The 25,332-nt window shown below is 54.2% G+C and carries 22 protein-coding genes and 1 tRNA gene; 9 read left to right on the top strand and 14 right to left on the bottom strand.

Annotated features, from left to right (window positions below; translation table 11 throughout):
• Window positions 1–122: 122 nt before the first annotated feature.
• The 11 genes from VQ065_RS01530 to VQ065_RS01580 form a co-directional block, all read right to left on the bottom strand.
• Window positions 123–899 carry a M48 family metallopeptidase gene (locus tag VQ065_RS01530; protein ID WP_023103842.1) on the bottom strand — a complete coding sequence of 259 codons (777 nt, stop codon included), beginning with the start codon at window positions 897–899 and terminating at the stop codon, window positions 123–125.
• Complete coding sequence (locus tag VQ065_RS01535; protein WP_003084148.1) at window positions 896–4,171, bottom strand: type I restriction endonuclease subunit R; 3,276 nt, start codon at window positions 4,169–4,171, stop codon at window positions 896–898. Before VQ065_RS01535 ends, VQ065_RS01530 begins: the two co-directional genes overlap by 4 nt.
• Complete coding sequence (locus VQ065_RS01540; RefSeq protein ID WP_003084150.1) at window positions 4,168–5,667, bottom strand: VWA domain-containing protein; 1,500 nt, start codon at window positions 5,665–5,667, stop codon at window positions 4,168–4,170. The genes VQ065_RS01535 and VQ065_RS01540 overlap by 4 nt, the downstream gene beginning before the upstream one ends.
• Window positions 5,658–7,193: an AAA family ATPase gene (locus VQ065_RS01545; RefSeq protein WP_003084152.1), complete on the bottom strand. Its 1,536-nt coding sequence runs from the start codon at window positions 7,191–7,193 to the stop codon at window positions 5,658–5,660. Before VQ065_RS01545 ends, VQ065_RS01540 begins: the two co-directional genes overlap by 10 nt.
• A gap of 82 nt (window positions 7,194–7,275) precedes the next feature.
• Complete coding sequence (locus tag VQ065_RS01550) at window positions 7,276–8,370, bottom strand: PD-(D/E)XK nuclease family protein (RefSeq protein WP_003084153.1); 1,095 nt, start codon at window positions 8,368–8,370, stop codon at window positions 7,276–7,278.
• A gap of 36 nt (window positions 8,371–8,406) precedes the next feature.
• The gene (locus VQ065_RS01555) at window positions 8,407–9,411 is read right to left on the bottom strand and encodes a virulence RhuM family protein (protein WP_003084155.1); all 1,005 of its coding nucleotides are present in this window, start codon (window positions 9,409–9,411) and stop codon (window positions 8,407–8,409) included.
• A gap of 1 nt (window position 9,412) precedes the next feature.
• A complete protein-coding gene (locus tag VQ065_RS01560) occupies window positions 9,413–10,249 on the bottom strand; it encodes an HAD family hydrolase (RefSeq protein ID WP_003084157.1) in 837 nt (278 codons plus the stop codon).
• Window positions 10,249–11,457 (bottom strand): restriction endonuclease subunit S, encoded by a 1,209-nt coding sequence (locus VQ065_RS01565; protein ID WP_071536259.1) that lies wholly within the window; start codon window positions 11,455–11,457, stop codon window positions 10,249–10,251. The genes VQ065_RS01560 and VQ065_RS01565 overlap by 1 nt, the downstream gene beginning before the upstream one ends.
• Window positions 11,447–12,970 carry a type I restriction-modification system subunit M gene (locus tag VQ065_RS01570; protein ID WP_003084161.1) on the bottom strand — a complete coding sequence of 508 codons (1,524 nt, stop codon included), beginning with the start codon at window positions 12,968–12,970 and terminating at the stop codon, window positions 11,447–11,449. The genes VQ065_RS01565 and VQ065_RS01570 overlap by 11 nt, the downstream gene beginning before the upstream one ends.
• Before the next feature lie 3 nt (window positions 12,971–12,973).
• A complete protein-coding gene (locus VQ065_RS01575; RefSeq protein ID WP_225526240.1) occupies window positions 12,974–13,642 on the bottom strand; it encodes a restriction endonuclease subunit S in 669 nt (222 codons plus the stop codon).
• A complete protein-coding gene (locus VQ065_RS01580) occupies window positions 13,590–13,871 on the bottom strand; it encodes a hypothetical protein (RefSeq protein ID WP_003084165.1) in 282 nt (93 codons plus the stop codon). Before VQ065_RS01580 ends, VQ065_RS01575 begins: the two co-directional genes overlap by 53 nt.
• A 416-nt stretch (window positions 13,872–14,287) precedes the next feature.
• Between VQ065_RS01580 and VQ065_RS01585 the strand changes: the two genes are divergently transcribed.
• From VQ065_RS01585 to VQ065_RS01595, 3 genes are all read left to right on the top strand, one after another.
• Window positions 14,288–14,470, top strand: a complete 183-nt coding sequence (locus VQ065_RS01585) for a hypothetical protein (RefSeq protein WP_023103846.1) — start codon at window positions 14,288–14,290, stop codon at window positions 14,468–14,470.
• A gap of 158 nt (window positions 14,471–14,628) precedes the next feature.
• Window positions 14,629–14,892, top strand: coding sequence for a BPSL0761 family protein (locus tag VQ065_RS01590; protein WP_003084177.1), 264 nt, complete (start codon window positions 14,629–14,631; stop codon window positions 14,890–14,892).
• A gap of 2 nt (window positions 14,893–14,894) precedes the next feature.
• Entirely contained in the window at window positions 14,895–15,497 is a 603-nt protein-coding gene (locus VQ065_RS01595; protein WP_023103847.1) for a DUF6088 family protein, read from the top strand.
• A gap of 121 nt (window positions 15,498–15,618) precedes the next feature.
• Here the strand turns inward: VQ065_RS01595 and VQ065_RS01600 are convergent, their stop codons facing one another.
• The gene (locus tag VQ065_RS01600) at window positions 15,619–16,167 is read right to left on the bottom strand and encodes a hypothetical protein (protein ID WP_003084180.1); all 549 of its coding nucleotides are present in this window, start codon (window positions 16,165–16,167) and stop codon (window positions 15,619–15,621) included.
• Window positions 16,168–16,571: 404 nt separating this feature from the next.
• Between VQ065_RS01600 and VQ065_RS01605 the strand changes: the two genes are divergently transcribed.
• The 3 genes from VQ065_RS01605 to VQ065_RS01615 all read left to right on the top strand — a co-directional run bounded on the left by VQ065_RS01605 (window position 16,572) and on the right by VQ065_RS01615 (window position 22,611).
• The gene (locus VQ065_RS01605; protein ID WP_071536258.1) at window positions 16,572–17,039 is read left to right on the top strand and encodes a hypothetical protein; all 468 of its coding nucleotides are present in this window, start codon (window positions 16,572–16,574) and stop codon (window positions 17,037–17,039) included.
• The gene (locus VQ065_RS01610) at window positions 17,036–19,483 is read left to right on the top strand and encodes a hypothetical protein (protein WP_003084184.1); all 2,448 of its coding nucleotides are present in this window, start codon (window positions 17,036–17,038) and stop codon (window positions 19,481–19,483) included. The genes VQ065_RS01605 and VQ065_RS01610 overlap by 4 nt, the downstream gene beginning before the upstream one ends.
• Window positions 19,484–19,551: 68 nt before the next feature.
• A complete protein-coding gene (locus VQ065_RS01615; protein ID WP_014603493.1) occupies window positions 19,552–22,611 on the top strand; it encodes a tyrosine-type recombinase/integrase in 3,060 nt (1,019 codons plus the stop codon).
• A gap of 17 nt (window positions 22,612–22,628) precedes the next feature.
• On the opposite strand, the gene VQ065_RS01620 is transcribed toward VQ065_RS01615, so the two are convergent.
• Window positions 22,629–22,841 carry a helix-turn-helix domain-containing protein gene (locus VQ065_RS01620; protein ID WP_003292745.1) on the bottom strand — a complete coding sequence of 71 codons (213 nt, stop codon included), beginning with the start codon at window positions 22,839–22,841 and terminating at the stop codon, window positions 22,629–22,631.
• 148 nt (window positions 22,842–22,989) lie between these two features.
• Between VQ065_RS01620 and VQ065_RS01625 the strand changes: the two genes are divergently transcribed.
• From VQ065_RS01625 to VQ065_RS01635, 3 genes are read left to right on the top strand one after another with little or no spacing between them, the layout of a single operon-like run.
• Window positions 22,990–23,223 carry a hypothetical protein gene (locus tag VQ065_RS01625; protein ID WP_023103849.1) on the top strand — a complete coding sequence of 78 codons (234 nt, stop codon included), beginning with the start codon at window positions 22,990–22,992 and terminating at the stop codon, window positions 23,221–23,223.
• Window positions 23,216–24,376, top strand: a complete 1,161-nt coding sequence (locus VQ065_RS01630; RefSeq protein WP_003084192.1) for an Arm DNA-binding domain-containing protein — start codon at window positions 23,216–23,218, stop codon at window positions 24,374–24,376. Before VQ065_RS01625 ends, VQ065_RS01630 begins: the two co-directional genes overlap by 8 nt.
• Window positions 24,377–24,387: 11 nt before the next feature.
• Window positions 24,388–24,672, top strand: coding sequence for a hypothetical protein (locus tag VQ065_RS01635; protein WP_003084193.1), 285 nt, complete (start codon window positions 24,388–24,390; stop codon window positions 24,670–24,672).
• A 293-nt stretch (window positions 24,673–24,965) separates the two neighbouring features.
• On the opposite strand, the gene VQ065_RS01640 is transcribed toward VQ065_RS01635, so the two are convergent.
• Window positions 24,966–25,042: transfer RNA gene (locus VQ065_RS01640), tRNA-Arg, on the bottom strand.
• Between the last annotated feature and the right edge of the window lie 290 nt (window positions 25,043–25,332).

Here is a 25,332-nt window from a genome sequence, read left to right on the forward strand (position 1 = left end):
CTCTGAGCTTTTCTGCGGGGCCCAGCGTTTTCGATTTCACGCTGCTGGTGGAACAGTCAAAACAAGGCAGCTAATCCTTGGCTATCAAGCGTTTTGGCAAGCGCGCGCTAATCAAACGATGTTCAGCCTCCGTTCAGCAAGGCAGCCGCCATACCGTCCAGACGTTTTTTTGTCTTTTCCCAATGCGGCATGACCTGCTGCATAAGGCGGTAGAACCGCTCACTGTGGTTGTGTTCGGCGATGTGACAAAGCTCATGCAAGATCACATAGTCGATGCATTCGCGGGATGCTTTAACCAAGTGGGGATTGAGCGTGATACGGCCCGCAGGTGAACAACTACCCCACTGTGTTTGCATGCTTAGGATGCGCAGTGGCGGCTTGGCTGCAACCCAAAGGGCTTGTTGCAAGACAGCATCTAGACGTCGATCAAAAACCTCACGGGCGCGAGCTTTGTACCAGGCGTAAAGGAGTTCGCGGATCTTCTCTGCCGACCTGACTCGAACAGAAACCTCAAGCTTGCCCCGCAACAAACGCACCTGCTGTATCTCATCAGGCGCCTCAATCACCTTGAGCACATACTGCTTGCCCAAGTAGTAGTGGCTTTCCCCGCTGATGTACTGCCGCGGGCGAACGTGCATTAGCTGAGTTCGGAACTCACGAAGCTGCTCGTAGATCCAGCGACCGCGTCGTTTCAGCGCGGCCAATACCTGTTCATCGCTGGCCCCATCTGGCGCACTGACGCGCACGCGGCAGTCTGGATCGACCTTGATCAGAATGCGTGCAACATCGCGAGCCCTTCGCGCCCTTTCAACCTGTATCAACTCATCAGCATAGTGGAAGCTCAGCCAGCTCGACACTGCGGAGGCAGGTGGAGCGCTGATGACGATGGGTACACTCATAAGCCCGACAAGCCTACTCGCGTGATTTGGACCACCCACTCAACTATGGCCTTCGCCTGATCCATGCCAGCACCCACCGCTTTGCACTCCTTGAAGAGCAGCGGCAGTAGCTTCTTACGAATATCGCTTTCGATATTTTGTGGGTTGATTGAGTGCTCAGCCACTGAGGTCGTGACCATTTCATCCAGGCTGAAAGCCAGTTTTACCCAGTGCTCCTGTGCATGTTCATCAGCTGAAATCAAGGCCTCAGGAAGGCTCTTCTTGAAAATGCCGAAGTACGCCTGGGCATGCCGGTTACCTGCAAAAGCATCTGGCAGCTCATCGAGCTTGCGGGCCTGCACCTTCTGCTCAAATTCGTGGAATAGCAGGTATTGCTTGAGCGGGTGGTCAAATAGCTTTGCCGCCTCTTCGATGGCCTGGCGCAGCAGTTTGGAGAACGCCTCTTGGGCGTAGGGGTCATCACGCAACTCCTGCTCAATCATCTTGCTGACACGGGTCTTGATGATGTCTGTTTCGTTGCGCGTCTTTTCCTCGCTCCACTGTTCAGGCTTTTGCTGCCCCATCTTGCCGACTTCATAAACCCCAACGGGGTCTTTCACCTCGACGCCTACCACATGCTTATCCAGCAGCTTGCGTACCTGCTCGGCATACTGGTCGTAGTTCACCGTTTCACCGGCATCTTGTTTGGCGAGTTGGCGCAGACTGGAGAACTGTTTAAGAGTTTCCTTGTAATGAGCTCTGTCGGCATCGCTAAAGCTGGTGTCCTCGAAGAAGGATGCTGACTGCAAAGCGACCTTTAGGCAGGTAGCGAACTCGGTCAGCGCTTCATAGAAGTCGTCGCGTACCTTGAGATTCACATCAACCAGCTCACCATCGCGCTCTTGCATCCTAGGCACCAGTACTTGGCGCAGCTGTTCGATGTCACCTTTGTTTTTCACATCGGAGAATATCGCCCAGAGGTTCTTATGCAGCTGGGGTAGCCGTTTGTACTCGCTGCTCATCTGGTTGTAGAGGCCAGCGATGTCATTGATGTCATAGCCGCCCTGGGTGCGCGAGGCCAGATCCTGATACTTTTGGATCGTGGTATCCAGCTCGGAAAGGATGCCCCTGTAGTCGATCAGCAAGCCAAACTTCTTTAGTGGATGCAGACGGTTTACCCGAGCAATCGCCTGGATCAGGTTGTGCTCCTTAAGTGGCTTGTCGATGTAGAGCACGGTGTTTTTCGGCTCATCGAATCCCGTCAGCAGCTTGTCCACCACAATCAGGAGCTTGAGTGAGTCATCCTTGTCGAATCGCTCGATCAATTGCTTGGTGTAAGTCTGCTCATCCGTGCTGCCGACGTTTTTCTTCCACCACTGGGTTACCTCGGGTGAGGCCGCCTCATCCACATCGGTGTTGCCCTCACGGCTATCCGGCGGGCTCATCACAACGGCGCTCTCGAACAAGCCTGCCTCATCCAGGTACTGCTTGTATTTGATTGCCGAGGCCTTGCTGTCGCAGGCCAACTGACCCTTTAGCCCCTCGTCGATGTTCTTCACGAAGTGGTTAGCAATATCTAGAGCTATCAGGCGAATACGGTCATCCGCGCTATAGATTTGCCCCTTCTTGGCGAACTTGCGCTTGAGGTCGGCTTTCTGCTGCTCGTTTAGCCCTTCAGTGATTCGCTCAAACCAACTGTCGATGGCGCGCGCATTTACATCCAGATCAGGTATCCGCTCTTCATAGAGCAACGGTGTCACAGCCTGATCCTCCACTGCGCGCTGCATGGTGTAGGCATGCACGATGGGGCCAAACTTGTTCGTCGTCTTATCGTCCTTGAGCAGCGGTGTGCCGGTAAACGCGACAAAGGCCGCATTGGGCAGCGCCTGCTTCATGCGGATATGGTTTTCACCGCCTTGGCTACGATGACCCTCATCGATAAGCACGATGATGTCGGCACTGGTGTTCACGCACTGTGGCAGCTTGGTAGCGCTGTTGAACTTCTGGATCAGCGAGAAAATGATGCGCTCGTTGCCCTTACCGATTTGCTCAGCCAAGCGCGTGCCGGAAGTGGCCATGGCAGCCTCGCGATCCTTCTTGCCAGCCAGTTCGCCGCCCGAGGCAAACGTTTTGCTCAGCTGGCTTTCCAGGTCAACCCGGTCGGTGACCACCACAATGCGGCACTGCTTGAGAGAGTCATGCAGGATCAGCGCCTTGCTCAGAAAAACCATGGTGAATGATTTGCCCGAGCCGGTTGTATGCCAGATGACACCACTTTCACGACCGCCGTCTTTGCGTTTCTGATTGATCCGTTCAATCAGCCGTTTGATGCCGAAAACCTGTTGGTAACGCGCGACGATCTTGCCGGCCTTCTTGTCGAACAAGGTGAAGAAACGAGTCATCTCCAGCAGCCTGGCTGGGGACAATAGGCTAATGAGCAACTGATCTTGGCCTGTCAGTGCGAGCTCGCCGCCAGCGATCAGGTTTTCGTACCAGTGCAGATCAGCCGCTGGGCGATGGCTGAAAATTGCCGCCTTCTGCACACCAGTCAGTTGGCGATTCTTTAGCGTGTACAACTCAGAGGTAGAGATATCCTCTTCGCGCCAGGCCGCCCAGAACTTAGCTGGCGTGCCGCAGGTGGCATAGCGCCCATCGCTGCCATTGATCGACAGCAGTAGCTGGCTATAGGCGAACAGTTTGGGAATTTCGTCATGGCGCTGGTTGCGCAGGCTTTGCGAAACGCCTTCGTCGATTGTCGGGCCTTTTTGTGCATTGCCATCCGGGCGCTTGGCCTCGATTACGACCAGAGGAATGCCATTGACGAAGCAAACGATATCCGGCCTGCGCGCTTCCACACCGCCGCTGCGGAGCACGCGAAATTCTTCAGTGAAGATAAAACTGTTGTTGGCTGGATTGTGCCAGTCGATCAGCGCCACGGTTGGGCTGGCCTTTTTACCATCCACGAACTCCGTCACCGAGATGCCATACAGCAGATGGTTATAGAGCCGTTCGTTTGCAGCCATCAATCCTTCATTGAGTGCAGGGCTGCACACTTCACTGATCAGGTTGTCGATAGCTTTTGCGGAAAGCGGGTACTCACCGCCTCCAAACAGGAAGCGCCGCTTACTCAGCTGCTCACGCAGCACATCACGCAGCACCACTTCATCGCTCTTACCGGCCCGCGCAGCCAGAGCGTGCTCGGGTGACATGAATTCCCAGCCGAGGTTGCAGAGCAGTGCCAGAGCAGGAAGCTTTGCGCTGTACTCCTCCTGAAATTTCGGTGTTGGTGTCATGCGCTGTGATTCTCCGGGCGGCCATCCAGTTTTCGCTGAAAACCAATCAGCTCATGAATCTGGCTGCTGTGTGGGTCATAGACCCATTCATGATCAAAAAGGCTGGTTAAACGCTGAGTCATAAAGCAATCGCCTACGACCAGGGAATAGAAGCGGTTGCCATGAGTACGCTGCTGCTCAATTTGCTGGCGTAAATGCTCTGGCAAGCTAGCCATGATGAAGTCTGAAATCATCAACAGGTCTGCTCGTTCATAGGCTTCGCTTTTCATCACACCCAACGCATGATCCAATGCCGGGATCGCATCCGTACCGCCGTGAAAGGACATGCCCAGAAACTTGATCAATGCCTCCATACCAAAGTCGTCGCCAAGATCAAGCGTCTCGATGCCGGTGGAAAAATTAATCAAATAGCATGCTCGCTTTTGCTGCCTGGCCTTGCCTGCAATGAAGAGCGCCACGGCTTTGGCAACCGTCTCAGGCATACCGCTCATAGAGCCGCTGGTGTCGACACAGATCACCATTGGCCCTTGTTTAGCTGCCTCTTCAACGCTACGCAGCTCTTCTTTTTGGTGATGTTGCTGCACGCGCTGAATGCCCTGCATGTCAAAACACATCAGGCGTGACTCGACATACTTGAGGTCGAAAAGAATGGACGTTTCGGGGTCAGCCAGAAGTGCCAACTCGCTGGGCAGCACATGCTCGATGTCACGCCCTAGGCGAATGCCGATGATCTCTTCTCGCGAATTGATATCCGGTAACTCAATGTCTTGCGTATAGCGCACCTGGGCTCGCTCGATACGCTCGGATAACTCCAGCTGGCGTAGCTTGCCCAGCAAATCACATAGCGACCGAACACCCGGATCATTGGCCAAGTAGTTAGCCCACCGCTTAAAGCGCTCGATCTCTTGTGCAGAGAAATTGCCTTTGGACAGGTCAAGGAATATACCCGGGTCCAACCCCAGCATTTCCAACTGCTGTTGAAGCTGTTGCAGTAACTGCAGAAATACCTCGAGCTCCTCCATGAACTGCCGGCGCAGCATGGATATGCGCTCAAGCTCCCAGTCGGCCCGCGCTTTATCTAGCGCCTTTTGCCATTCGTCTCGCAAAAGGCGGGCACTTACGGTGCTATCGGCCTGACGTTTTTTGGTAACTGTTTGAGAGGCCGTCACCGCTGCTAGCTCACGCTGCCAAAAAGATTGATTGTCCGGCAGTTTGGCTACACGACAGAGCGCAACATACTCCGCAACAGCTGCTGCCAGTTCTGCACTCGAAACAGGGGGAGACTGGTTCCGGGTTTGCCAGTCCGATAGCTGCTGCTCATATAGCGCAAAGGGGAACTCAGCTTTCAGCTCTTCAGCCGAGGCCAGCTGCCACAGCCGAATCCTCTCTGCTACGTAATCTGCAGCCGAATCAGAGTTCCTTAATAGCGACGCGAAGATACGCTGAGCATTATCGCTAACATCCTTGGCAGCACTAGCCAGTAGATCTAGCGGCATAATTCTTCCAGCCGTTCGCAGTCTTTGATACGAAGTTGCAAACCTTCGATTTGTAGTGCTATTCCCGAAATTGCTAGAGAGATCTTATCTGCCGGCACAAAAGGCGAGCTCAGCTTAGTCTCGTAGGCTTTAAATTTTTTCTCTACTTTTTTCAGAGTGAAAGAGAGCTTCTCGCGAATTTCACTCACCGAAGAGGAAAGGGAGGTGATTAATCGTATGTTAATATCTTCCTTTCTGTCGCCTTTGTGAAAAAGAACTTCAGGCGTGAACTTAATGCTCAGGTAATCCACGTGGCCGTTAGATAAGGTGATCTGACAGGTTCCTTGTCCGTCAAATTTGCACTTAACACTTTTTTGTTCATTACCTTTATTGTCTAGCGGGTGGAACTCGTCTTTTATCTTGAGTCTATCTTTTGCGATGAATATCTCAAATGCTTTTTCGTAGTTGCTGTAGTAGCTATTTTTGGGCTTGAAGGTACCTTTGCATTGAAAGAAATCCTTGTTGGAGAGCTTTACCGTTTTGTAAATATCAGCAGAATGGAAAAGCTCCTTCTTTATCTCCTTGTCTAGTGCGTCTTTCTCTTTATCCAGTGCAGCCAAATCTATACCACTATCAAACCCACAGGCCTTTACCGCCTCCGCAACGATATCCCAGACAGCCTGACGATTTTCTTCATGAGTCCACAGGCAGTGCTGCAGCAGCAAGGCGTCACTATGGTTGGTTTCCTTGCGATCATTAAAAAAGGCTGCTGCCTTCATAAGCATCGCTGCGCGCTGCCAGCGGCGGTCGGAGACATAAACCTTGAGCGTTTCGTATTGCTGCTCCAGCTGTTCGCGGATCAAGTGAATGATGGTTAGCGTCTCAGCAGACAGCTTGACCTGATGCAATTGGGTCATCCATTCATCCCATTCGCTGGACTTCACCTGTTGAGCCGAGGGGATGTCGATTTTGGCTTCGGTCGGTTTGCTATTAAGTAGCTGATCGAAGTGCTGGGCTTCACGAATGGGCCCCACCATCAGCCTCACAATAAAGCGGTCATACAAGGCTTCTAGGCCTTGATTGGCATCTGGCGTTTCGTTGGATGCAGCAATCAGGGCCTTGAGTGGGGCTTTCTCAATGGCTTCACCATTACGGAACACATGCTCGTTAATCAACGTCAGCAGGGTATTCAAAATAGCTGGGCTGGACTTCCAGATTTCATCAAGGAAGGCGAAATCGGCCTTGGGCAGATAACTATCTGTTTTGCGAATGTAGCGATCTTCTTTCAGCGCTTTTATGGACACAGGGCCAAACACCTCTTCAGGTGTGCTGAAGCGGTTCATCAGGTATTCGAAATAGGTTGGCTGCTCAAAGGCGCAGGCTATACGGCGAGAAATCAGACTCTTGGCCGTGCCGGGTGGCCCGTATAAAAATGTATTCTGCCCGCAGAGTGCTCCCAGCAGGGATACCGCGATGATCTCTTCACGCTCAAACATGCCCGCGCTTACGCTGGCGACCAAATCCCCGATACGCTTTTGCAAACCCACATCCAACTCCTTGCAATCACTCGGCAGCCCTCATGGCTACCACATGGTCAAAAGCCGCCAGGTAATCTGACAGACAATGTAATTAAGCCTCAGTGTGCTGACCGACTTGCGCACGTATTCCGTTTTCGAAAGTCATCAGCAGCTTCATTTTCTCAACGATCAGGCCAAGCACTTCCTCTTCATCAAAGTGATCCAGCACCCAGCTAAAACCCAGGATGCTGTTGTTCTTCCCCTCACTCCATACTTTGGTTTCGTTGCCCGTGAAGAGCTTTCGGCCCTGCTCTTGCAGCGTCTCATCAACATCACACAGGTATACCCGTACCGATGGCATCATCGTGCTGTTGGCACCGCTCAGGTAGAGCACAACGTCAGACCACGTTTTCCAGTTGTCGGAGGCATAACGCAGTGCGGGGCCATTCTTCCAATTGTGCCGCCGGGTATAACGCGCATAGCCGGGCACCTCGGCATCGAGCTTGTCGAGCACCTTAGCGTCGAGGGCATCAATGACCTGATCCTTGAGGCGCGTCAGCTTGTTGATTTGATGCAGGTGCTCGATAACAAAGTTGACAGCTTTGGCGTCCATGGCCTTCTCCACAGTGATGTTTTCCAGGTGCAGCAGGAAATCGCGAGCAAACACCTGCCACTTATCTACAGGATGAGTCAGCATGCGCTGAGCCAGTTGCTGACGTGCAGCTTCAATAAATTGCGCATAACTCAGACCATGCCATGCGGCCCGCACGCTTTTGCCTGATGGTGAGAGCACGGCATAAAACAGCTGGCGTTCACCATCGTTGAGTTTGCTTTGAGCGAAGGCTTCATAGTCGGTAAAGGGGTTCACTTGTCCGTGGAAAATCTTGTTTTCCAAGAGCAGATCCCATCCATCACCTGGGAGCACTAGGTCGATTCGGTTGCTGTTATGGGTGACCACCTCGCGCTGGGGAGCCGCTCGCAAACTAGGCGTCAGTGTTGAGGTATTGGGCAGGCAACTCAGCAGCGCAGTGAGGAAGCACTCTTCCAGTCCATGCACCTGCGCTGGATTGAGGAAGAACGCCAGCAAATCAGTGGTGGGGTTTTCGTAGTAGCCGCGCCCACCCAAGGCAAAAATACTCGGCTCTCGCTCAGGCTGATAAAAGCGCTCGGCCTTGGTTAGCAGCGTGCGCAGTTGTTCCAGATCCATGATGTAACTCCATGATTGAGCGAGCGGGTAACCCGATTACTTGGATTTCTTCTTAGCACTCAGGCGCTTTTCCAGGCGCTCCAGCTCTGCCAGTTCTTGAGCATCAGCGGCCAGGGCTTCGGCGTGTCGGCGGTTTTGATCGAATTGCTCATAACGCTCATGCGCCAGCTGTTTCATCTGCTCATGGCTGACGCTGCCGGCTGTGCGTAGCAGCGGTTGTTCGTTGAAGGCCATGAAGCTGTCGATGTATTGCCGCCAATCGGCGAGCATCAAGTGCTTACGCTGCTCGGCGCGCAGCTCGGCGAAGTCGAGGAACATGCCGACCAAGCGATTGAGCTGGTCTAGTTCCTCGGCATTCAGGTAGTTCTTGGCCACCACAACATCGGCCTTGCGCACCCGGTCGCCCTTGAAACTAAGCAGGTTCATATTGGGTGCGCTGGCATCGGCGCGCTGCACTATCAGCTCGGCGGCGGTGTGGCCGGTAACGGCGAAGAACAGCTTGTTCTGCACTTCGGCAAACAAGCGGGCGGTGTCCTGCTCATTGGCGCGGTAATCCTCGGCCAGAGTGAAGAGATCACGTACCTTTTGGTAGAAGCGCTTCTCCGAGGCCCGTATGTCACGGATGCGCTTGAGCAGCTCATCGAAGTAGTCCCAGCGGGGCTCCTTCAAGCGGGCGTCGTCCATCACGAAGCCCTTCTGCAGGTACTCACCCAAGGTGCGGGTGGCCCACTGACGAAACTGGGTGCCACGAGTTGAGCGCACCCGGTAGCCCACGGCGATGATCATCGGCAGAGCGTAGAGGTGGGTGAGGTAGTCTTTGCCATCGGCGGCAGTAGTAAACTTCTGGTTTACAACTGCCCCTTCAGCCAGCTCCCCATCAGCGATGATGGCCTGGATATGCTTGCCGATATTCTGCTTGGTGGTCTGGTACAGCTCGGCCATTTCCAGTTGCGTCAGCCAGACCTGACCATCCATTTCGCGCAGGGTGAACTGCGCCAGACCATCGTCCGTGCTGTAGAGAATCAGGTCGCCACTTGCCATATCAGCCGTTCGCCTCCGCAATGGTGCGGTCTGCAACCACCTTGTCGATCATCGCCTTTACGGCGCGGTCGATAGCCGAGCCATCGGTGTAGTCGGCGGTAGTCGCCAAATTGGTGCGCCCCTCCTTAACCAGCTTGAGCGCTTTGTCCCGGGCACCGCGTTTGCCTTTGCCGTAGACAGCAATAGAGTGGCCACCCTGGTTCTTGACCAGGCGCATGGAGGGGATGTCGGTCTCGCCGTCGCCGATAAACACCATATTGCTGAACGGCACAGGCCGCTCGGCGGGTTCGACGAACTTGTTGATCACCGAGTTATCGTGCACATCCAGGCTGCCCTTGTTGATGCGGAACAGATACTGGGTCTTGGTGGTGTAGTTCACCGCCAAGGCTGGCCAGTGCGCGACATCGTTATGGTCGTACATAAAACCCGAGGCATAGACGCGAGTGAAGTACTTGTTGATCGGGGTGCCCTCGATCATCTCGCGCAGCCCTGACGAGATGATGAAGTGCTCGACCTTGACCCCTTTGGTGCGACCATATTCGGAGATGCGTTTGAACCAGTCCTGGACACCCGGAAATAGCTGGATATGTGCGCCGAAATCGGCAAAGTTCTTTTTACGCACCGAGACCTTGGCGGTGTTCGCACGCTCGATCATTAACCGCATATAAGCCAGAATTTCGTCCGCCTGCTGCTCCTGGGCCATCGCCTTGGCCTCGCGCCAAAAATCGGCAGGCTTAATGCCCAGTGCTGGCACAAAGTCATACTCCTGCATATTGCCGGGCGACAGGGTGCCGTCGAAGTCATAGGCGATCACAAAGGGGACGTGCTTCTTGGCCATTAGGCAACCTCCGGTTCATCTACCTTTACACGGCGCTTGCCAGTGAGTAGCTGCTGCATTAGAGCTTTCCTTTCCTGCTTAAGGCCGGCGAGCTGCAGTCGAAGGATTTCTATTTCGCGATCAGCGCTGGCCAGTACAGCTGCAATGGCCTTCTGCTCCTCAACGCCCGGAATACTCCATTTTATCTTCGCAAAATTAGAGTACTTAAGATTCCAAGTATCTGAGACCAGGCCTTGAGAGTGTCGATAAAAGGCATGCACAAGGGCTGGCAGCTTGAACAAGTAAGAGGCAAACAGCGGATCAACTTCTGGTTTCGGGGTCAAGACGGTATAGGCAGGGCTAACCAACCCCTCCAGCGTTGAAAGCCCAGAAACGCCCTGCCACATACGCATGGTGTTGTAGCCGATATCGCCGGGGCAGATGCGCAGATACTTAGATTTGTCGGATTTTGATGTGTCCTTGCGGCCAGTTTCATCACGGTCAATAACCCCTTCCTCCGCGGTAATTGAGAGCAAAGGTAGCTTGATAAATCCAATTTCCACGCGCTCTTGGAAGGCCTCACCAAGCCTAATATCTCGCCATTTCGTCGAAAAGCCAGGCAGGCGTTTCTTGCCACTCAAAAGTTGTTGTATCAGCGATTTCTTCTGCTGTTTGTTGTTTTCGAGTAGCTGCTCACTAGTCGTTATGGCTTGATCCCAAGTGGATAAAATTTCAGCGATCTTTTTTTGCTCGGCAAGAGGCGGCAATCTAAAGGCAATATCACCCAAAATTTGCTGGCTGAGGTTGGAGATATTTGTACCTCCGCCGCTTTCGGAGAACTGCCTCTTAATCATTTCTGATCTAGTCAGAAATGAGGCATACTCAGGATAAATTTTATCTTTATTAACTCTGCCGCGAATAGTAAACCCAGAGAACGATAAGCGTTCGCTAACCTTGGAGAAGTAGAGGCACCTTCCTATGAGGTCTTTATTGCCGTTCGACCGGACAAACAACAGATCCCCATCCTGCAGCAGGTCATCGGGACTCAAGTTTGAAGAAATTCTAATAACCTCAAGGTCCGTAGTGCTCCTCAGCTCAGAGAGATCTTTAAAATCTTTAACTCCGACTATTTTAACCGCCTCACCAGTATCACCTCGTGTAAAGTTGAGGCCATTTCTAAAGGTGGCTATGTTTCCGAATCGCTCATTTCTCCACCCTTCAGGCATCATAACCCAGCTCCCTTAGGTAAGTGTCCATGGCGATTTCCAGTTCCGCTAACTTTGCTTTAAGTTGCGCGCGCTCTTTACGAACAGCCATCAGGTTGACTTCTTTTTCTTCCTCAAATGTATCCACATAGCGTGGGATATTCAGGTTGTAATCGTTGTCGCGGATTTCTTGTAGACTGGCGCGATGGCTATATTTGTCCGAATTGATGCGATGGCGGTAGGTGAGCAGGATATTATTAATCTGCTCTTCACCCAGCACGTTTTGGTTTTTACCGGATTTAAAATCACGACTGGCGTCGATAAACAGCACGTTTTCATCAGTCTTGGCTTTGCTGAAAACCAAGATCGCAGCGGGGATGCCGGTGCCGTAGAAGAGCTTCTCCGGTAGGCCGATCACGGCATCCAGCAGATTTTCTTCGATCAACTTCTGGCGAATCTTGCCCTCGCTGGAGCCGCGGAACAGCACGCCGTGAGGCACGATCACTGCCATGCGCCCGGTCTTGGCCTTCAGGGTTTCGATCATGTGCAGGATAAAGGCGAAGTCACCTTTGGTTTTCGGCGGAATGCCGCGTTTGAAGCGCCCAAACTGATCGTGCTCGGCTTCGTCATGGCCCCACTTGTCGAGTGAGAAAGGCGGGTTGGCGGTGACGATATCGAATTTCAGCAGTTGCCCATTGGTATCGAGCAGCTTGGGGTTACGCAGGGTGTCACCCCACTCAATCTTGTGGTTGTCCTCGCCGTGGAGAAACATGTTCATCTTCGCCAGCGACCAAGTGGAGCCGATGGCTTCCTGGCCGTAGAGGGCGTATTGCTTGCTGTTGTGATGCTCGCGCACCTTGCGCCCGCACTTCATCAGCAGCGATGCCGAGCCGCAGGCCGGGTCGCAGATGCTGTCGCCCGGTTGCGGGTCGAGCAGCTCGGCGATTAGCTCGGAAACTTCCGGTGGGGTGTAGAACTCACCAGCTTTCTGCCCGCCGCTGGCGGCGAAGTTTTTGATCAGGTACTCGTAGGCGTTGCCAATCACGTCCAGGCTGCCGACGCGGGATGGTTTGAGGTCGAGCTCTTCACGGGCGAAGTCTTCGAGCAGGTGGCGCAGGATGGTGTTCTTCTGCTTCTCCTCGCCCAGCTTGTCGGTGTTGAAGGAGATGTCCTGGAACACGCTCTTGCCGGCATCCTTGAGCTTGGTGCCATTAGCTTCCTCGATGGAATGCAGTGCCTGATCGATGCGCTCGCCATTGCCCGGCTCATAACGTCGATCGTAAAGGGCATAGAAGCTGGCATTGCGCGGTAACACGAAACGCTCGTTCTTGAGCATCTCCTCGATCAGTTCCGGCTCATCGCCGTATTCCATCCTGTAGCTGTCGTAGTGGTCCTGCCAGACATCGCTGATGTACTTGAGGAACAGCATGGTGAGGATGAAATCTTTATAGGTGTCCGCACTGATGGTGCCGCGGAAGGTATCGCAGGCAGCCCACAGCGCCTTGTTGATGTCGTCCTGGTTTACTTTGTCGCTCATGGCTCAATCCTTAATAAGGTGCTGGTAAATGCCTTGCAGCATTTGCTCTCTGTTGGTTTGCAGGCGTGCGATCAGCTCATCCTCTTCGTCCCATAGCGCTTGCAGAGCAATCAGCTTCTGCTGAGTGGCGAGTGGCGGAAGGGGAATCCTCATATCCAGCAAGGACGCTTTGCTGATGGCCTGAATCGCACTGCCGCTGCGCTCAAGGCTTCGCTGGCTTTGAGGCAGATTGATGAGCCAGCACAGGTATTCGGGTAAGACATCCTGTTTTTTTGTGCTGACAATAAAGAACTGGCTGGTGGCAACAACCGGTTGCTGCCCCGTGAAGAGAGCAGCCTTGTTGTTATCGCCACGGGCGATCACCGCGATGTCGCCTGATTGGAGCAGCGGCGGTGAGGTGCGCGCATCCCAGCTGATGGCCGTTAGCGTGTCCGGCTCAATGGCCGAGCTTTGACGCAGATCCTTGATCTGCAGAACACGGATATCACCAGCAGGGTCATGCTCCAACGCGCCGCGGAAGGTGTATCCGGAACGGACATCGGCCACATCGCTCAATTTGAATGACGGGTTTGGCATAAGTAACTCTGGGTAGAAGCGCCATCCTTGGCGCAGGCGTTCATCAGGCTTCGCAGCGCTGATACTGATTTTGTAGCCACTGAGTTTTTTCGGCATCCAGCCCAAACCAGGCGGCGTCTCCCTGCAGCCGGGTCACCAGCAGGCCGTCGTCAGCGTCCATTGCGGACCGGAGGTTATCTCTAACCTGGGCTGCAGACTGTTGCGTGGCGATGATCCAGGTGGACTCCAGGGCGTGGCACCAAGTGCCATAGGCTTTGATGCGGTCATACAGGCCTTGGTAGTTACGCTGCTTACGCAGGTCATAGGCGATTTGGTACAGTTTCATAGCTTTAGCTCTCCTAACGGGTCAGTTATTGCAATCGCGGCAGGCTGCAACCTGCCGCACCTCATTTTTCTCTCCGTACAGCTCGTACTGAGATGAGGCGAGATCAATATCGCCTAGCTTGCTGCTGCCGTCAATATTTTTATGCAGTAGGATCTCTATGGAGTTCTTGCTTGGGTCAGCGGTGCGTCCTCTTCTTTCCGCTTTTGCCGTCGCCTCGTCTGACCTAGTCGTTAGCGTGCGGCCCGATCCCCCTCACCCACAGCGAGATGACTCGGGGCACGCAAAGCAGCGCCATACCCGCAAGCGTGCCGTCCTCATTTCCCAGCCTGGGATCTGACGAAATTTGCTGCATCTGCGTTAGCGCAGCGGAACATCGAGTTACCGTGTGTCTCGTAAGTAATCGGGGACGCACGCTGATGAGATGGTTTTTCGTGGTGATGCTTTGTGGTGGTACAGGCCTCTGGCTGAGCGCCCAATATCAAATTCCGCAATGGTTGCTTTGGCTGCTGCTGGCGCTGGGAACCACGATATGGGGCCTGGCCAAGTGGATGGAACGGCAGGAGGCCAAGACTGAGCGCAGCCATGATCGTGCACACTGACCCGGATTGGTCTGCATGGGATCTCCCAAGACTGCAGGCTTCGCAGTTTTCTGCTCGGCAAACACTGGTTGGCATTACACGCTAACTGCGTGCTTGGTGGCGGGCGCTGGCGAGTCAGCAGCCCGGGTCTTTGAGTTCATGATCAGGAGATAGCGAGAATGACCCTTCCTTATGAAAGAACCCGCGCCATCATCAAAACTGAGGAGTTTCTGCGTGAGCTATCTCGTCATACGGGGTTACCGCAGGATATCCGCAGCTATGCGAAAAGCCTGCTCAGGCACTATCCCTCTACGGCCCAGGTTTTCTCGCTGGGACGCCTTGAGGAATGCCTGGTAAACGAAGCGCTTGAAGACGAATACCGACAACGAGTGATCGCCTTCCACCAGCCACTGCTCTGCTCTTCGCTGGATTCGACACAATAGCGATGCCCCGCTCCCACTCTGAACAGTCGGTATCTCACCTCGTCACGCAGCGTGTTAAGCGTCTGCCCAGGGGGAGGCCTTTCAGCATCAGGTGTCTTGCTGAGCTTGGTTCGAGCTCGGCCATCTCCAAGGCAGTCGCCCAACTGGTTCTTCGCGGTGAGCTTGTGCGCGTGTACCGTGGCATCTACATGCGGCCGAAAACCAGCCAATACACCGGCCGGGTTCGTCGTCCTGGGCCTTGGGACTTGCTGAGTCTGATTGCCAGGCAGAGTCGCTGGAGGCTGCAGATTCACGGTGCTGATGCAGTGAGGCGATTCGGGCTAAGCACACAGATACCGGTCATACCTATCTATTACACCAGCGGCCCCAGTCGATCTCTATTTATAGAGAAGGCCGAGATCAGGCTCGTGCATGCTGCTCCGATGGTCATGCAGTGCGCAGGAACCAGGGTCGGGATGGCTATCAGTGCTCTTCATTATCTCGGAAAAGATGGCGCTACTCAGGAGTGCATCGATGCGATTAAAGCAACACTCCACCCCGGAGAGCTGGCCACCTTGTGGGACTGCAATATGCCCAAATGGATGCGCGTGGCGCTAGCTGAATGAGCCCTGCGCATCAGGTGGTGAGGCCGTCCGTACTCGGTTTAAAGTCTAACTTCGTGGTTAGTTGGCAGTCAGCCATCTGATCTGACTGCCCGTGTTATCTGCTTTGAAGCGAGTCTGCGTTTTATTGCTGGCTCGCCTTGATCCGCGCTTTGCGGATGTAATTCACTGATACACCCAGCTGGCGTGCAAGCTCGGCGTCGGAAACGACACCAAACGCAGATGCAATTTCAGGTGTTATTTCTGGTAACGGACGTTTGTATGCCTGTATTCCAAGCTCGTGACGTTTCTTTTTGACTGGAAAGTTGCTGATATCCAGACGATCAGCGACCTCGGTATCCGGCATCTTCCCGAGCATGGCAATGGCTTCATTGGTCCAGATGTCCTCAAGGGGTTTGAAGCGTTCGCGGGCAGTCTTGGGCTCCTGGATTCTCAGCTCACCTCGCTTTCGCTTGATGCGCTTGATGGAAACTCCGAATTCTTGTGCCAGTTGATAGTTCGTTCTTGTAGCGAGTTGCTCAATCAGCTCAGTCGGCAGCTCAATGTCTTCTGGGTGAAACTCAGGAATGCCAATTGAGTGGCGGTAGCGCCGGACACTGCTCGCTCCAAGACCAAAGCGCCGCGCTACTTCGCGGTCGCTCATCTTTCCGATGCATGCCTTCCAATCACCCATATGCGTGCTCCTAAAACGAGATGTAGTCAGACAGTTTTGCCTGACCTCGTATTCAGAGTGCGGTCGGACTACCCCTGATTTTCAGGTTGATGCAGTCGGGATTTGATATCGCTCCATTTCTTCGGCGTGTACGGCGCCCTTCTGATTACGGGTTCAGCGAAGCCCATTTGCTAGCTAAACCCGCGCATGCGCGGAAATTTCAGTGCTTTCTTTGATGGCATCGTTGCAGTGTGTTCGGCGATTTTCCGCGCATGCGCGGAATTAGCAAAAGCGGCCGTTGGCAAAGAGGTCAGTCACCACGTCAATTAGCGAACAAAAAATTTCGTCACAGTCCAATTCTCTCGCCTTAATCGGGGGCTCGCGCCTCGCATTGTCTAGTAGTCATATCACTAGAGAGAGGCGTCATGTTGACGATCAAATTACGCGACATCCAAGGAGTGCATCCCGAATTTTCTCGTATTGAGCGAGATCTGGATCTAGCTCCTGTAGGGGTTCCAGATGAGGCACTGATCCCCAAGGCTATGGCCGTGCGCATCAATATGCTCTACCCGTTGGTCGTCAGTAGGCCGGATGCGCTCTGTATCGGCCAGACGACGCTGTATCGATGGCTAAAAACATATATGGATCCAGAAACACCGGTGCAGTGCATTGAATGGTCGAGGGGGCGAATCAAGGATTGCGCCTACCAACTCGTGCTGATTGAGCGCCTAGTTGCGCCTGCCCTGGCTCAGATTACGCCACAGCAGGTACGCGATTTATATGCGCATATAGAATCTGCAGCGGAGCAGTGGCCTCACGAATATCGCAGCCACGCCCATCTATCTCGGCTGATCGGAGTAAAACCGCTTAAGGGCTGTGGGGGTGAGAAATGAGCAAGCGTGAAATTCTGCTTAACCTCGCCTCGGAGCAGGGGCAGTCACCTCGAGTTATCGGCGAAATCCTCAATCTGCTTGGTGCTCATCCTGAACTCATTGACTTGCCACGTGCGATTGATCAGCTCCTACGAGTGCTCCGCGCATGCAGTGTTGGCCTGCCCATTGGTCTTGATAGCGCTGATGACGTCGTTTTGCATGAGGCCTGCAGATGGCTCATTTCCCTATCCCGCCAACCCAATATCCGAGTGCTTTTAGGCGAGCAGTTTTGGATGGGAAACAAAATGTCGGCAAGGAATCCTGTCAGCCAGCGAGGTGTAAAAATTTTTGGATTCCCCTATGCCTCTTTTCTGCACATATTGAGAGACTACGAGAATGGACAGGATTACGAGCGGCTACTCGCGCAGGTGCTCGTCGCAACTCAGAAAACCCCTACAGATCGCCACGTAGATCAGCGATACCGCGTTTACCTGGAGATAAGCAAACTTTGCGGATTGCGGTTCTTCACAATTCCCCTCGAACTAAAAATTTGGGGCACTACTGAAGAGTTCGTGGCGAGCTGCCGGGTTTTTTTGCCTAGTAAATCGAGTTCAGGTAACGCCAAGAGTTTTGCTGCTATCGCCCGGCTCGTACGTTATTGCAACGGCGATTCGCCGCGAACTGGTGGTGGCGGTGGCGGTTATCGAGGTAAACGCAAGCAAGATGACCAGCCAGATCTAATCCATTACATCACAGAGGATCCTCGCGGATTTGTCTTGGGTGACCCCGATGATCCTGACCAGCTACCCGGTCACTACGACATTCTGGGGGGACATACGGATACTGTTGAAGGTGATCTGGCGCCCGGAGAAATGAGCCCATCAACCGAGATTTGGGTACTGGATGATGACGGCTTTGAGCGGCCGTATGTTGCTGATCTGCTGGGCCAACAAAATGTCGAGGCGCATATTGTCCGCAGCCGACAGTTCCTGCCGTTTTCATATAACCAGCTCACGCTGAAGGAGTTGCGGAATTTGTTGTTTGGCGCTAGCGACCTATTCCACTCGTGCCTGCAAGAGCTTTCCTGCCCGAAAGATTTAGCTCGAATTCAGCTCAGAATGGAAGGAATAGTTGCTCTGCATATCAGTCTGTGGCTGGGCCAGTCGATGACGCAGGTCGTCCAGTTATCCATCGTTGATGATGAGACAGATGACGCCGATGGTCTGGCATTGATCCTCGGGGATTCGGTGCAGTTCAGTATGGTCGTCAGACGCCCAGACCTCGCTGGCGACGATCGTTGGCAGGCCTCCTCGGGTGTCCGAGTCTCGCTGCTGCGAATTCTATTGCCCGATCTTGCGGGTAGTGCCCGGTTGGTAAAGCAGCTGCTCAAGGCATTTCCTCGCTCTGCCAACCAGGTATTCACGTATCAAACTGAGCAGCTGGACGCCGAGATCAAAGCACTGCTACTGGAATTGGGTGAAGACGACCGACGCTATACGCGAACCAAATTGCGCAGTTATTTGTTCCACCAGATAGTCGCTGATACTCAGGATGTAGCAGCAGCATCCATGCTGTCTGGCGTTGAAATCCCCTCGGCGCAAACCCCGCGCTATTACCTGCAGCTCGATGCCTGTCACCTTCGCAAAATTTACACCACCTCACTGGTAAGAGTGCTGACGCAGGTTTATGCCTGTGCTGGTCTCGCATATGAACATGTCAACCTAAATGCAGACCAACAGGGTGGGTTGGGAGCAACTCATTGCCTGCTGCCTACAACCATTGAGAGCAATGTCAGTGCAATGGCCAGGGTCTTGAGGAGGAAAACGAACGGGCGTCTCAGCGAGATGGTCGCTTGGCACAACTGTTTCACCCTCTGGACAGTGCAAATGTTTATGTTGGTCACTTCCTGTAGGGCGGTCCGCAACCCTCTGATGCTCATCGGCGAGTTTGATTCTGTGTTGGGCATGGGCGCGCTGTCAGACAAGGATTCTGGCGATCGTCATATGAGTCGGCTGATTTGCATGCCGCCGATGTTGAGGCGGCAAATAACAAGCTACTTCGCGCATTGCGCTTCTATCAGCCGACAATTCATTGGTTATCTGCCACAGGATGAGGAGGATCATCAGTGGTCGCGGGGGTTTTTCCTGCAGATTGGCCAGGCTGGAGTGCGCCGCGCTGAGATTACCCCGGGCAATATCTACGACCAGATGGGGCTGGTATCTGGCTACACCACGCATCGAGTCAATGCCCACCGGAAATTCATCCGCACGGAACTCACGGAGCGGGGCTGTCCTTCAGAAGCGCTGGCTGCGTTCATGGGGCACTGGCTCAGGGGTGAGGAGCCTCAGGACGCCTATTCGACGTTCTGCCCTGCGGTATACGCCAAGGTTCTAGATGAGTGGATTACCCCACTACTCAGGGAGCTTGGCTGGTCGGCTCTAAGCAGCCAGTGGGTGACAGAATGAATCTGCCCCGTCTAAACGATCAACAGGGCAGTGTTATCTGGTCGGCTCGGCCTCATGAGCCGGAATGGATGCCCGAGATGCGGGCGCTTCTGAAATCGATTGCCGAGAAGTCCGGGACGGCGTTCGGCAAATGGCTGTTGGGTGAATGCGCCATATCCGGGATCTCGACGACGCACGTCCGTGAACTGGAGGCACAGCTCGGCACAAATCACACGTTGCGCAACGTACTGCGCAGCATCACTCAGCGAGTCCGGGACCAAATCCCAGGATTTCCGCTGGCACGAATAGCCATTGCCGTCAGGCGTGCAGCAAACCCGATCAATCCTGACGTCTACACGGCTGAGCGAATTCAACGCAGCAGCCAACTGATTCACGCCCTGCAGCAGGGTCTGAAACTGGATATCGATGCGCTCAGCACGGATGAGCGCATTGGTCTGCTACTAATGAGTGCGGCCTACAACGGCGGATTGCTCGATGTGGCTCAGCTGAATGCCATGCTCAGCACGACGCCAGACAGCATCGATTGGGTAGCGGGAATTCCCGAGATACGTCTGCCGCTATCGATCCGCGGCAATGCCGTCGCTGAATTTCGGCAGTGGTTCCCTGATCCGGCAACGCTGGCTCTGTTGATACGCTGCGTGGATGATGTTCAAAAAAGCACCGGCAAACTAAAGCGTAGAAATTGGCACATGCGCTGTGTCTGTGCATTCCTGAAGAAGGTTGAGGTACCTGAACAGTATCATCCAGAGAATCCCAGCGACCTGTTTGATTTTCTAAGGATGCAAATGCAGTTGCGGCTGCCGCAGGTGCTGGTGAATTTTGCATGCCGCAAGGGTTTTGTCTCGCAGTCACTGCGCCCCTCATCTTGGGGCAATATTCTCGGCCTAGATGATCTCGAGGACCCTGCGGGGACTTATGACGATGAATCTGTTTCGGATGTAACTGAGGATAACCCTGACCCACCCGCATGGCTGGAGGAACTGCGCGATCGGATCCGGGACAACCTGCCCATAGAGAGCCCTTTGCAAGCGGAGTCTCATGGAGAACTTCCCGGCCTAATCCAGAGTTGGCTTGCCTACATGCTGGGTGGCGCCTCCGCATACGGCCACAGTATTGGGCGAAGCACGATAAAGCGATATACCCAAGTACTAGGCGCAGCACTTTCCTCTCGGTTAGATGGCATAAGCATCTTCGAGCTCGAAATTGACGCGCTCGAACTTGTGTATGAATCCGCACTGGATGCTCAGGCCACAGATAGCAAACGGCGCACCCTGGCCAAGGCAGTCCAGGAGTTTCACACGTTTCTGCAGCGTCGTTACAACTACCCGACAATCAGCCCCTACTCAATCCTAGGCATCGGCAAAGGTGTGACCAGGGTAGATGCTCGCATTATCAGCGAGGAGCAGTACCAATTGGTTATGCAGGCGCTCGGCACATGCGGGCTTGAGCTGCGAACGCCACGTCTGGTGACGGCTGCGAGGCTTTTGTTGATCTTGGGGTTCCGGTTGGGATTGCGGCGTAACGAGGCTCTAAAGCTTCGCCTACGTGATTTGCATCTGCCCGAATTTTCAGCAGCGGAGTGCGCGCATATTCAAGCTCGGCAATCGCATATGCGCAGGCTATCTAAAGATGAACAGGCCAGAATAGAGCTGCCCGTTGACCTGCTCATTCGCCCCCATGCACAGCGTGGGTTGAAAACCCAGAATGCGGTTCGGAGTTTGCCGCTGCGTGAGCTGCTTGAGCCCGATGAGCTCACATTGCTGATCGACTGGTATCGAGAGCGGCAGCAGGAAGAAAGCCAAAATTCAACGTCGGAATTCCTGTTCTGCATCCCACAGCTGAGAACTCAGTGGGTCAGCGAGAGCTGCCTGTTCCCAGCTCTACATGACTGCATGCGAGCAGTCACGGGTTCCGAGTTCCTGCATTACCATCACCTGCGCCATTCCTGCGCCACGTGGTTTTTGCTCAAGTTGATGGGTGCGCAGAATGCGCTATCACCAGAGCTGGTTTTCAAAGATCTGCCCCTTACCACTCGCTGGCTCAGAGATGACCTCAGGTTGCGTAAGGCGATGTTGCCTGTAGAGGGCCCCACCCGGCGAATCGTCCATATTGTCAGTGCCATCCTCGGGCATGGCAGCCCAAAAACCACACTGTTGCACTACGTCCATAGCCTGCCTCAGATCATGGCAATGATGTGGCAATGGAATCCCCAGAACTGGATATTCAACGCCGCAAACGTCGCCAAGATAGCCGAGGTAAGCCAACCCACCATGAGCACTGAGCCCCGTGAAGGCATTTCAGCTGAGTGCGGCGTGCTACTCGACATCATCGGTCGCATTAGACCCCTGAAGGAGCGTAAGCGTGCTCGGAAGAAGGCGAGTCGAGGCCAGGCTGAACAGGTGGAGCAGAACTGGGCGATTGGGCGAATTCTGGCTATCGAGTCGATGCTGGCGTATGCCTCATATGCCGAGCAGACAGGTCGAGCGGTCAATCTCGACTGGGTCGAGTTTTCTGCCGAGGCGCGTGAAATGATGCTTGAGCGGGCACGCTGTATCCGCGATATGCAACAGCGACCGGGAGCAAGCAGCTCAAGCCCTAAACACAGGCTGCAACCTGCTCTGTATGCAGAAGGTTCGTCGTATCTGTCGCTGTTGCCCTCGCCTCCAAAGCATGGTGGGCGTGAGGCTGTGGCCGAGTATGCGCAGCGCCTCTACGACCTGCTCGAAGGCCCCGACAGCGAACGCGCCCAGCGCGTGATTGATGATTTTGTTGAGCGCTGTTGGATGACTGAAACCACGCTGCGATTCCAGCGTAACCGTGACGAGGACCATGCACAGGACTATCTGTGGCTGCTGAGTGCTATAGGTATTCCGGCTCGATCTATCGAGCTGATCGTCTACGACGCTAACAAGCCGAAGACGACCAAGTCCTACTGGCGTCAGCAGCTCGGGAGCACTCGCCGGTCGTTCAGTCAGCACGCGCCGGAGAGTAACGATGTAGCGAATCTACATTTGGGTATAAGGGCGAAGCTTGAGCTGAAGGGTGAGGCAAGGCAGAACCATCACTCCGGCGCCGCCTTGCGCTACTTGATGCTGATGGCCTCCATCGACTGGCATTTCCGTGGCTGACAAAGTCCGGAGGGCATTCAGCCCTCCGGATCATCCTGCAGTTCCAGCAAATCCCCTACCTGGCAGTTCAGGTACTGGCAGATCGTCTCCAAGTCCTTGAGCTCCACCCGTTGCGCGGTCTCGTGATAGAGCCGCGTGAGGGTTCCGCGGTTGATCCCCGTGTCCCTAACCACGTCACTTATCTTCAATTTCCGCTCACCGAGTAGGCGAGATAAATGGCACTTGACCATCTCAATCTCCCAAAAATGATCTTCTAGAGATCATTTTGTGCTTGCAAAGCCCAAAATGAGCGTTATATTGATCTGCAGGAGATCATTATGGGCTCTCAGGAGCTCATAAGAATCCGCTGTCGTTCAATTTAGCAGAGAGGGCATTGCTATGTCTCACACCTATCTGACCACCGAGGAGCTGGCCACGCGTATGAAGTACGACGTGCGCACCATCCGTAACCGCCTGAAGGACTCGGTACTGCTCGAAGGCATCCATTACTTCCGCCCGTTTGGTGGTCGAAAGATCCTGTTCATTTGGGAAGCTATCGAAAAGGACATGCAGAAGTATTCCCGCACCTCCAGTTTGATACCTATGGCCGGCGGAGGCATTTGCCATGGGTAAGATTCGTGCCCGTGCCGACAACGAGAAGTTGTTCTTCGACTTCACTTATCTGGACAAACGCTGCCGTGAGCAAACCACGCTGCCTGATACGCCGGCCAACCGAAAAAAGCTGGAGAAAATCCTTGAACGCATTGAGGCAGAAATCACGCTGGGAAGCTTCGACTATGCCACTTACTTTCCGCAAAGCAGCAAGGTTCAGGAGTTCGCAAGACTGCGGGCTGGCTGCGCGATATTGAAGACTCCACCATTTAGGGACTTCGCCGAACGCTGGTTCGACGAAAAGCGTGTGGAGTGGCGCGACACACATACAACGACGGTACGTCAGACCCTTGATAAATACCTGCTACCAACATTCGGCAGGCAAGAGGTCAGCGCCATCACCAAGGCAGAAATCCTGTCCTTCCGCTCGGCACTCGGCAAAGTTCCCGGGCTGAAGGGGCAGGCTCTGTCAGCGACGCGAATCAACCACATCATGACGCCATTGCGCATGATCCTTAGTGAGGCGGCTGACCGGTTCGAGTTTACTTCACCGTACCTCAACATCAAATCGCTGAAGGTTCCCAAGACCGATGTGGAGCCGTTCACCCTGGATGAAGTTCTGCAGATTCTCGGTGCCGTGCGCGAGGACTTCCGCAACTACTACACAGTGCGCTTCTTCACCGGGATGCGCACGGGAGAAGTCGACGGCCTGCAGTGGAAATTCGTCGACTTTCAGAGGCGGCAAATCCTTATCCGCGAAACTTGGGTCGGTGGCCGGCTCGACTACACGAAGAATGACGGCTCGCAACGCGAAATCGACATGTCTGGCCCGGTGTACAAGGCCCTGCTCGATCAGCAGAAGAAGACGGGGAGTGGTCAGTTCGTCTTCTGTTCTCGGGAAGGTACGCCTTTTTCGTACCGCAACATCAACAACAGGGTGTGGTTTCCGCTGCTTCGTCATCTGGGACTGCGCCAGCGACGCCCTTACCAGACCCGCCATACGGCTGCGACCCTTTGGCTGGCTGCAGGCGAAAACCCGGAGTGGATTGCCCGGCAGATGGGCCACACAACTACAGAGATGCTGTTCCGCGTCTACTCGCGCTACGTACCTAACTTGACCCGACGTGACGGAAGCGCCTTCGACAATCTGATCCAAGCCAATTTGAAGGCGTGAGGAGTACTTACATGAAACTGATCAAGCACAGCAATGTCACGCACCTGCATCCGGCGATGGAAGCTCGTGAACACCAGTACTTGAAGCATTTAGCCTCTGCCATGAGCCACTACCTCGAAAGCCCCAACGGCAATGAACTGGTCTGCATCCTTGGCTCCGGCTACGAGAAGAATAACCGTCAGGCTCTCGATACCTGGGTCGCCTATCACCGTAATGAGGTCTTCGAGAAACGGTTGGAGGGGCGCAGCCCGCTGGACTTCCTGATTGAAAAACTGGAGAGCATGCTCAACAACTGAAGCAACGAAGGGGCCGAAAGGCCCCTTCTGCTTAGATGCTTTCAGATGGGTTGGGAGTTGTGCCTGATTGTGGCTAATACTCAATCTCTGCGAAGTAACCGGCATGCCATCTCACCATGCGGCACGCTTTGGGCACAGAATTGGCACAGCCTGAAAAGCCGCCGCTATATGACACTGAGGGCAGTGCTCATCGCAGCCTGAGGGCTGGCATCAAGGGAATTTTGCTGGAGGGTACCGATTCAGTAGCGGAAGCGGCGAAGCCTTAGAAAAAAGGCCATTGAATCAAGAGGATATGGCGCACCTGGCGGGATTCGAACCCACGACCCTTGCCTTCGGAGGGCAATACTCTATCCAGCTGAGCTACAGGTGCGTATGTGTTGCGGCGAACTATTTGACCACTAGCCTGCACCCTTCTCAACTCGATGATCACTGCCTTCGGAGGGCAGTACTCTATCCAGCTGAGCTACGGATGCAGCGCCGCGGCTCGCGCGGCAGGCAGCAATCATACGCATCTCGTCGGCGGGAGTCCATTCCATGTGCGTACGTTCGTGATTTCGAACGAAAACGACCGTCCGTCGAGGATGTGCTCAGCAAAGCAGCAGAATTTTCCGACTTTCGTTGATTTTATCGAACGGGGTATTGCCCTTTGTCAGTGGTGGC

It is taken from the genome of Pseudomonas sp. KBN10P06128, assembly GCF_037574945.1.
In the GTDB taxonomy this organism is placed as follows: domain Bacteria; phylum Pseudomonadota; class Gammaproteobacteria; order Pseudomonadales; family Pseudomonadaceae; genus Pseudomonas; species Pseudomonas aeruginosa.

Bases quoted from the DNA above. Each gene is read 5' to 3' on its own strand.
- VQ065_RS01530 (WP_023103842.1), bottom strand. From the start codon at position 899: ATGAGTGTACCCATCGTCATCAGCGCTCCACCTGCCTCCGCAGTGTCG.
- VQ065_RS01535 (WP_003084148.1), bottom strand. From the start codon at position 4,171: ATGACACCAACACCGAAATTTCAGGAGGAGTACAGCGCAAAGCTTCCT.
- VQ065_RS01540 (WP_003084150.1), bottom strand. From the start codon at position 5,667: ATGCCGCTAGATCTACTGGCTAGTGCTGCCAAGGATGTTAGCGATAAT.
- VQ065_RS01550 (WP_003084153.1), bottom strand. From the start codon at position 8,370: ATGGATCTGGAACAACTGCGCACGCTGCTAACCAAGGCCGAGCGCTTT.
- VQ065_RS01555 (WP_003084155.1), bottom strand. From the start codon at position 9,411: ATGGCAAGTGGCGACCTGATTCTCTACAGCACGGACGATGGTCTGGCG.
- VQ065_RS01560 (WP_003084157.1), bottom strand. From the start codon at position 10,249: ATGGCCAAGAAGCACGTCCCCTTTGTGATCGCCTATGACTTCGACGGC.
- VQ065_RS01565 (WP_071536259.1), bottom strand. From the start codon at position 11,457: ATGATGCCTGAAGGGTGGAGAAATGAGCGATTCGGAAACATAGCCACC.
- VQ065_RS01570 (WP_003084161.1), bottom strand. From the start codon at position 12,970: ATGAGCGACAAAGTAAACCAGGACGACATCAACAAGGCGCTGTGGGCT.
- VQ065_RS01575 (WP_225526240.1), bottom strand. From the start codon at position 13,642: ATGCCGAAAAAACTCAGTGGCTACAAAATCAGTATCAGCGCTGCGAAG.
- VQ065_RS01580 (WP_003084165.1), bottom strand. From the start codon at position 13,871: ATGAAACTGTACCAAATCGCCTATGACCTGCGTAAGCAGCGTAACTAC.
- VQ065_RS01585 (WP_023103846.1), top strand. From the start codon at position 14,288: ATGAGATGGTTTTTCGTGGTGATGCTTTGTGGTGGTACAGGCCTCTGG.
- VQ065_RS01590 (WP_003084177.1), top strand. From the start codon at position 14,629: ATGACCCTTCCTTATGAAAGAACCCGCGCCATCATCAAAACTGAGGAG.
- VQ065_RS01595 (WP_023103847.1), top strand. From the start codon at position 14,895: ATGCCCCGCTCCCACTCTGAACAGTCGGTATCTCACCTCGTCACGCAG.
- VQ065_RS01600 (WP_003084180.1), bottom strand. From the start codon at position 16,167: ATGGGTGATTGGAAGGCATGCATCGGAAAGATGAGCGACCGCGAAGTA.
- VQ065_RS01605 (WP_071536258.1), top strand. From the start codon at position 16,572: ATGTTGACGATCAAATTACGCGACATCCAAGGAGTGCATCCCGAATTT.
- VQ065_RS01610 (WP_003084184.1), top strand. From the start codon at position 17,036: ATGAGCAAGCGTGAAATTCTGCTTAACCTCGCCTCGGAGCAGGGGCAG.
- VQ065_RS01615 (WP_014603493.1), top strand. From the start codon at position 19,552: ATGCCCGAGATGCGGGCGCTTCTGAAATCGATTGCCGAGAAGTCCGGG.
- VQ065_RS01620 (WP_003292745.1), bottom strand. From the start codon at position 22,841: ATGGTCAAGTGCCATTTATCTCGCCTACTCGGTGAGCGGAAATTGAAG.
- VQ065_RS01625 (WP_023103849.1), top strand. From the start codon at position 22,990: ATGTCTCACACCTATCTGACCACCGAGGAGCTGGCCACGCGTATGAAG.
- VQ065_RS01630 (WP_003084192.1), top strand. From the start codon at position 23,216: ATGGGTAAGATTCGTGCCCGTGCCGACAACGAGAAGTTGTTCTTCGAC.
- VQ065_RS01635 (WP_003084193.1), top strand. From the start codon at position 24,388: ATGAAACTGATCAAGCACAGCAATGTCACGCACCTGCATCCGGCGATG.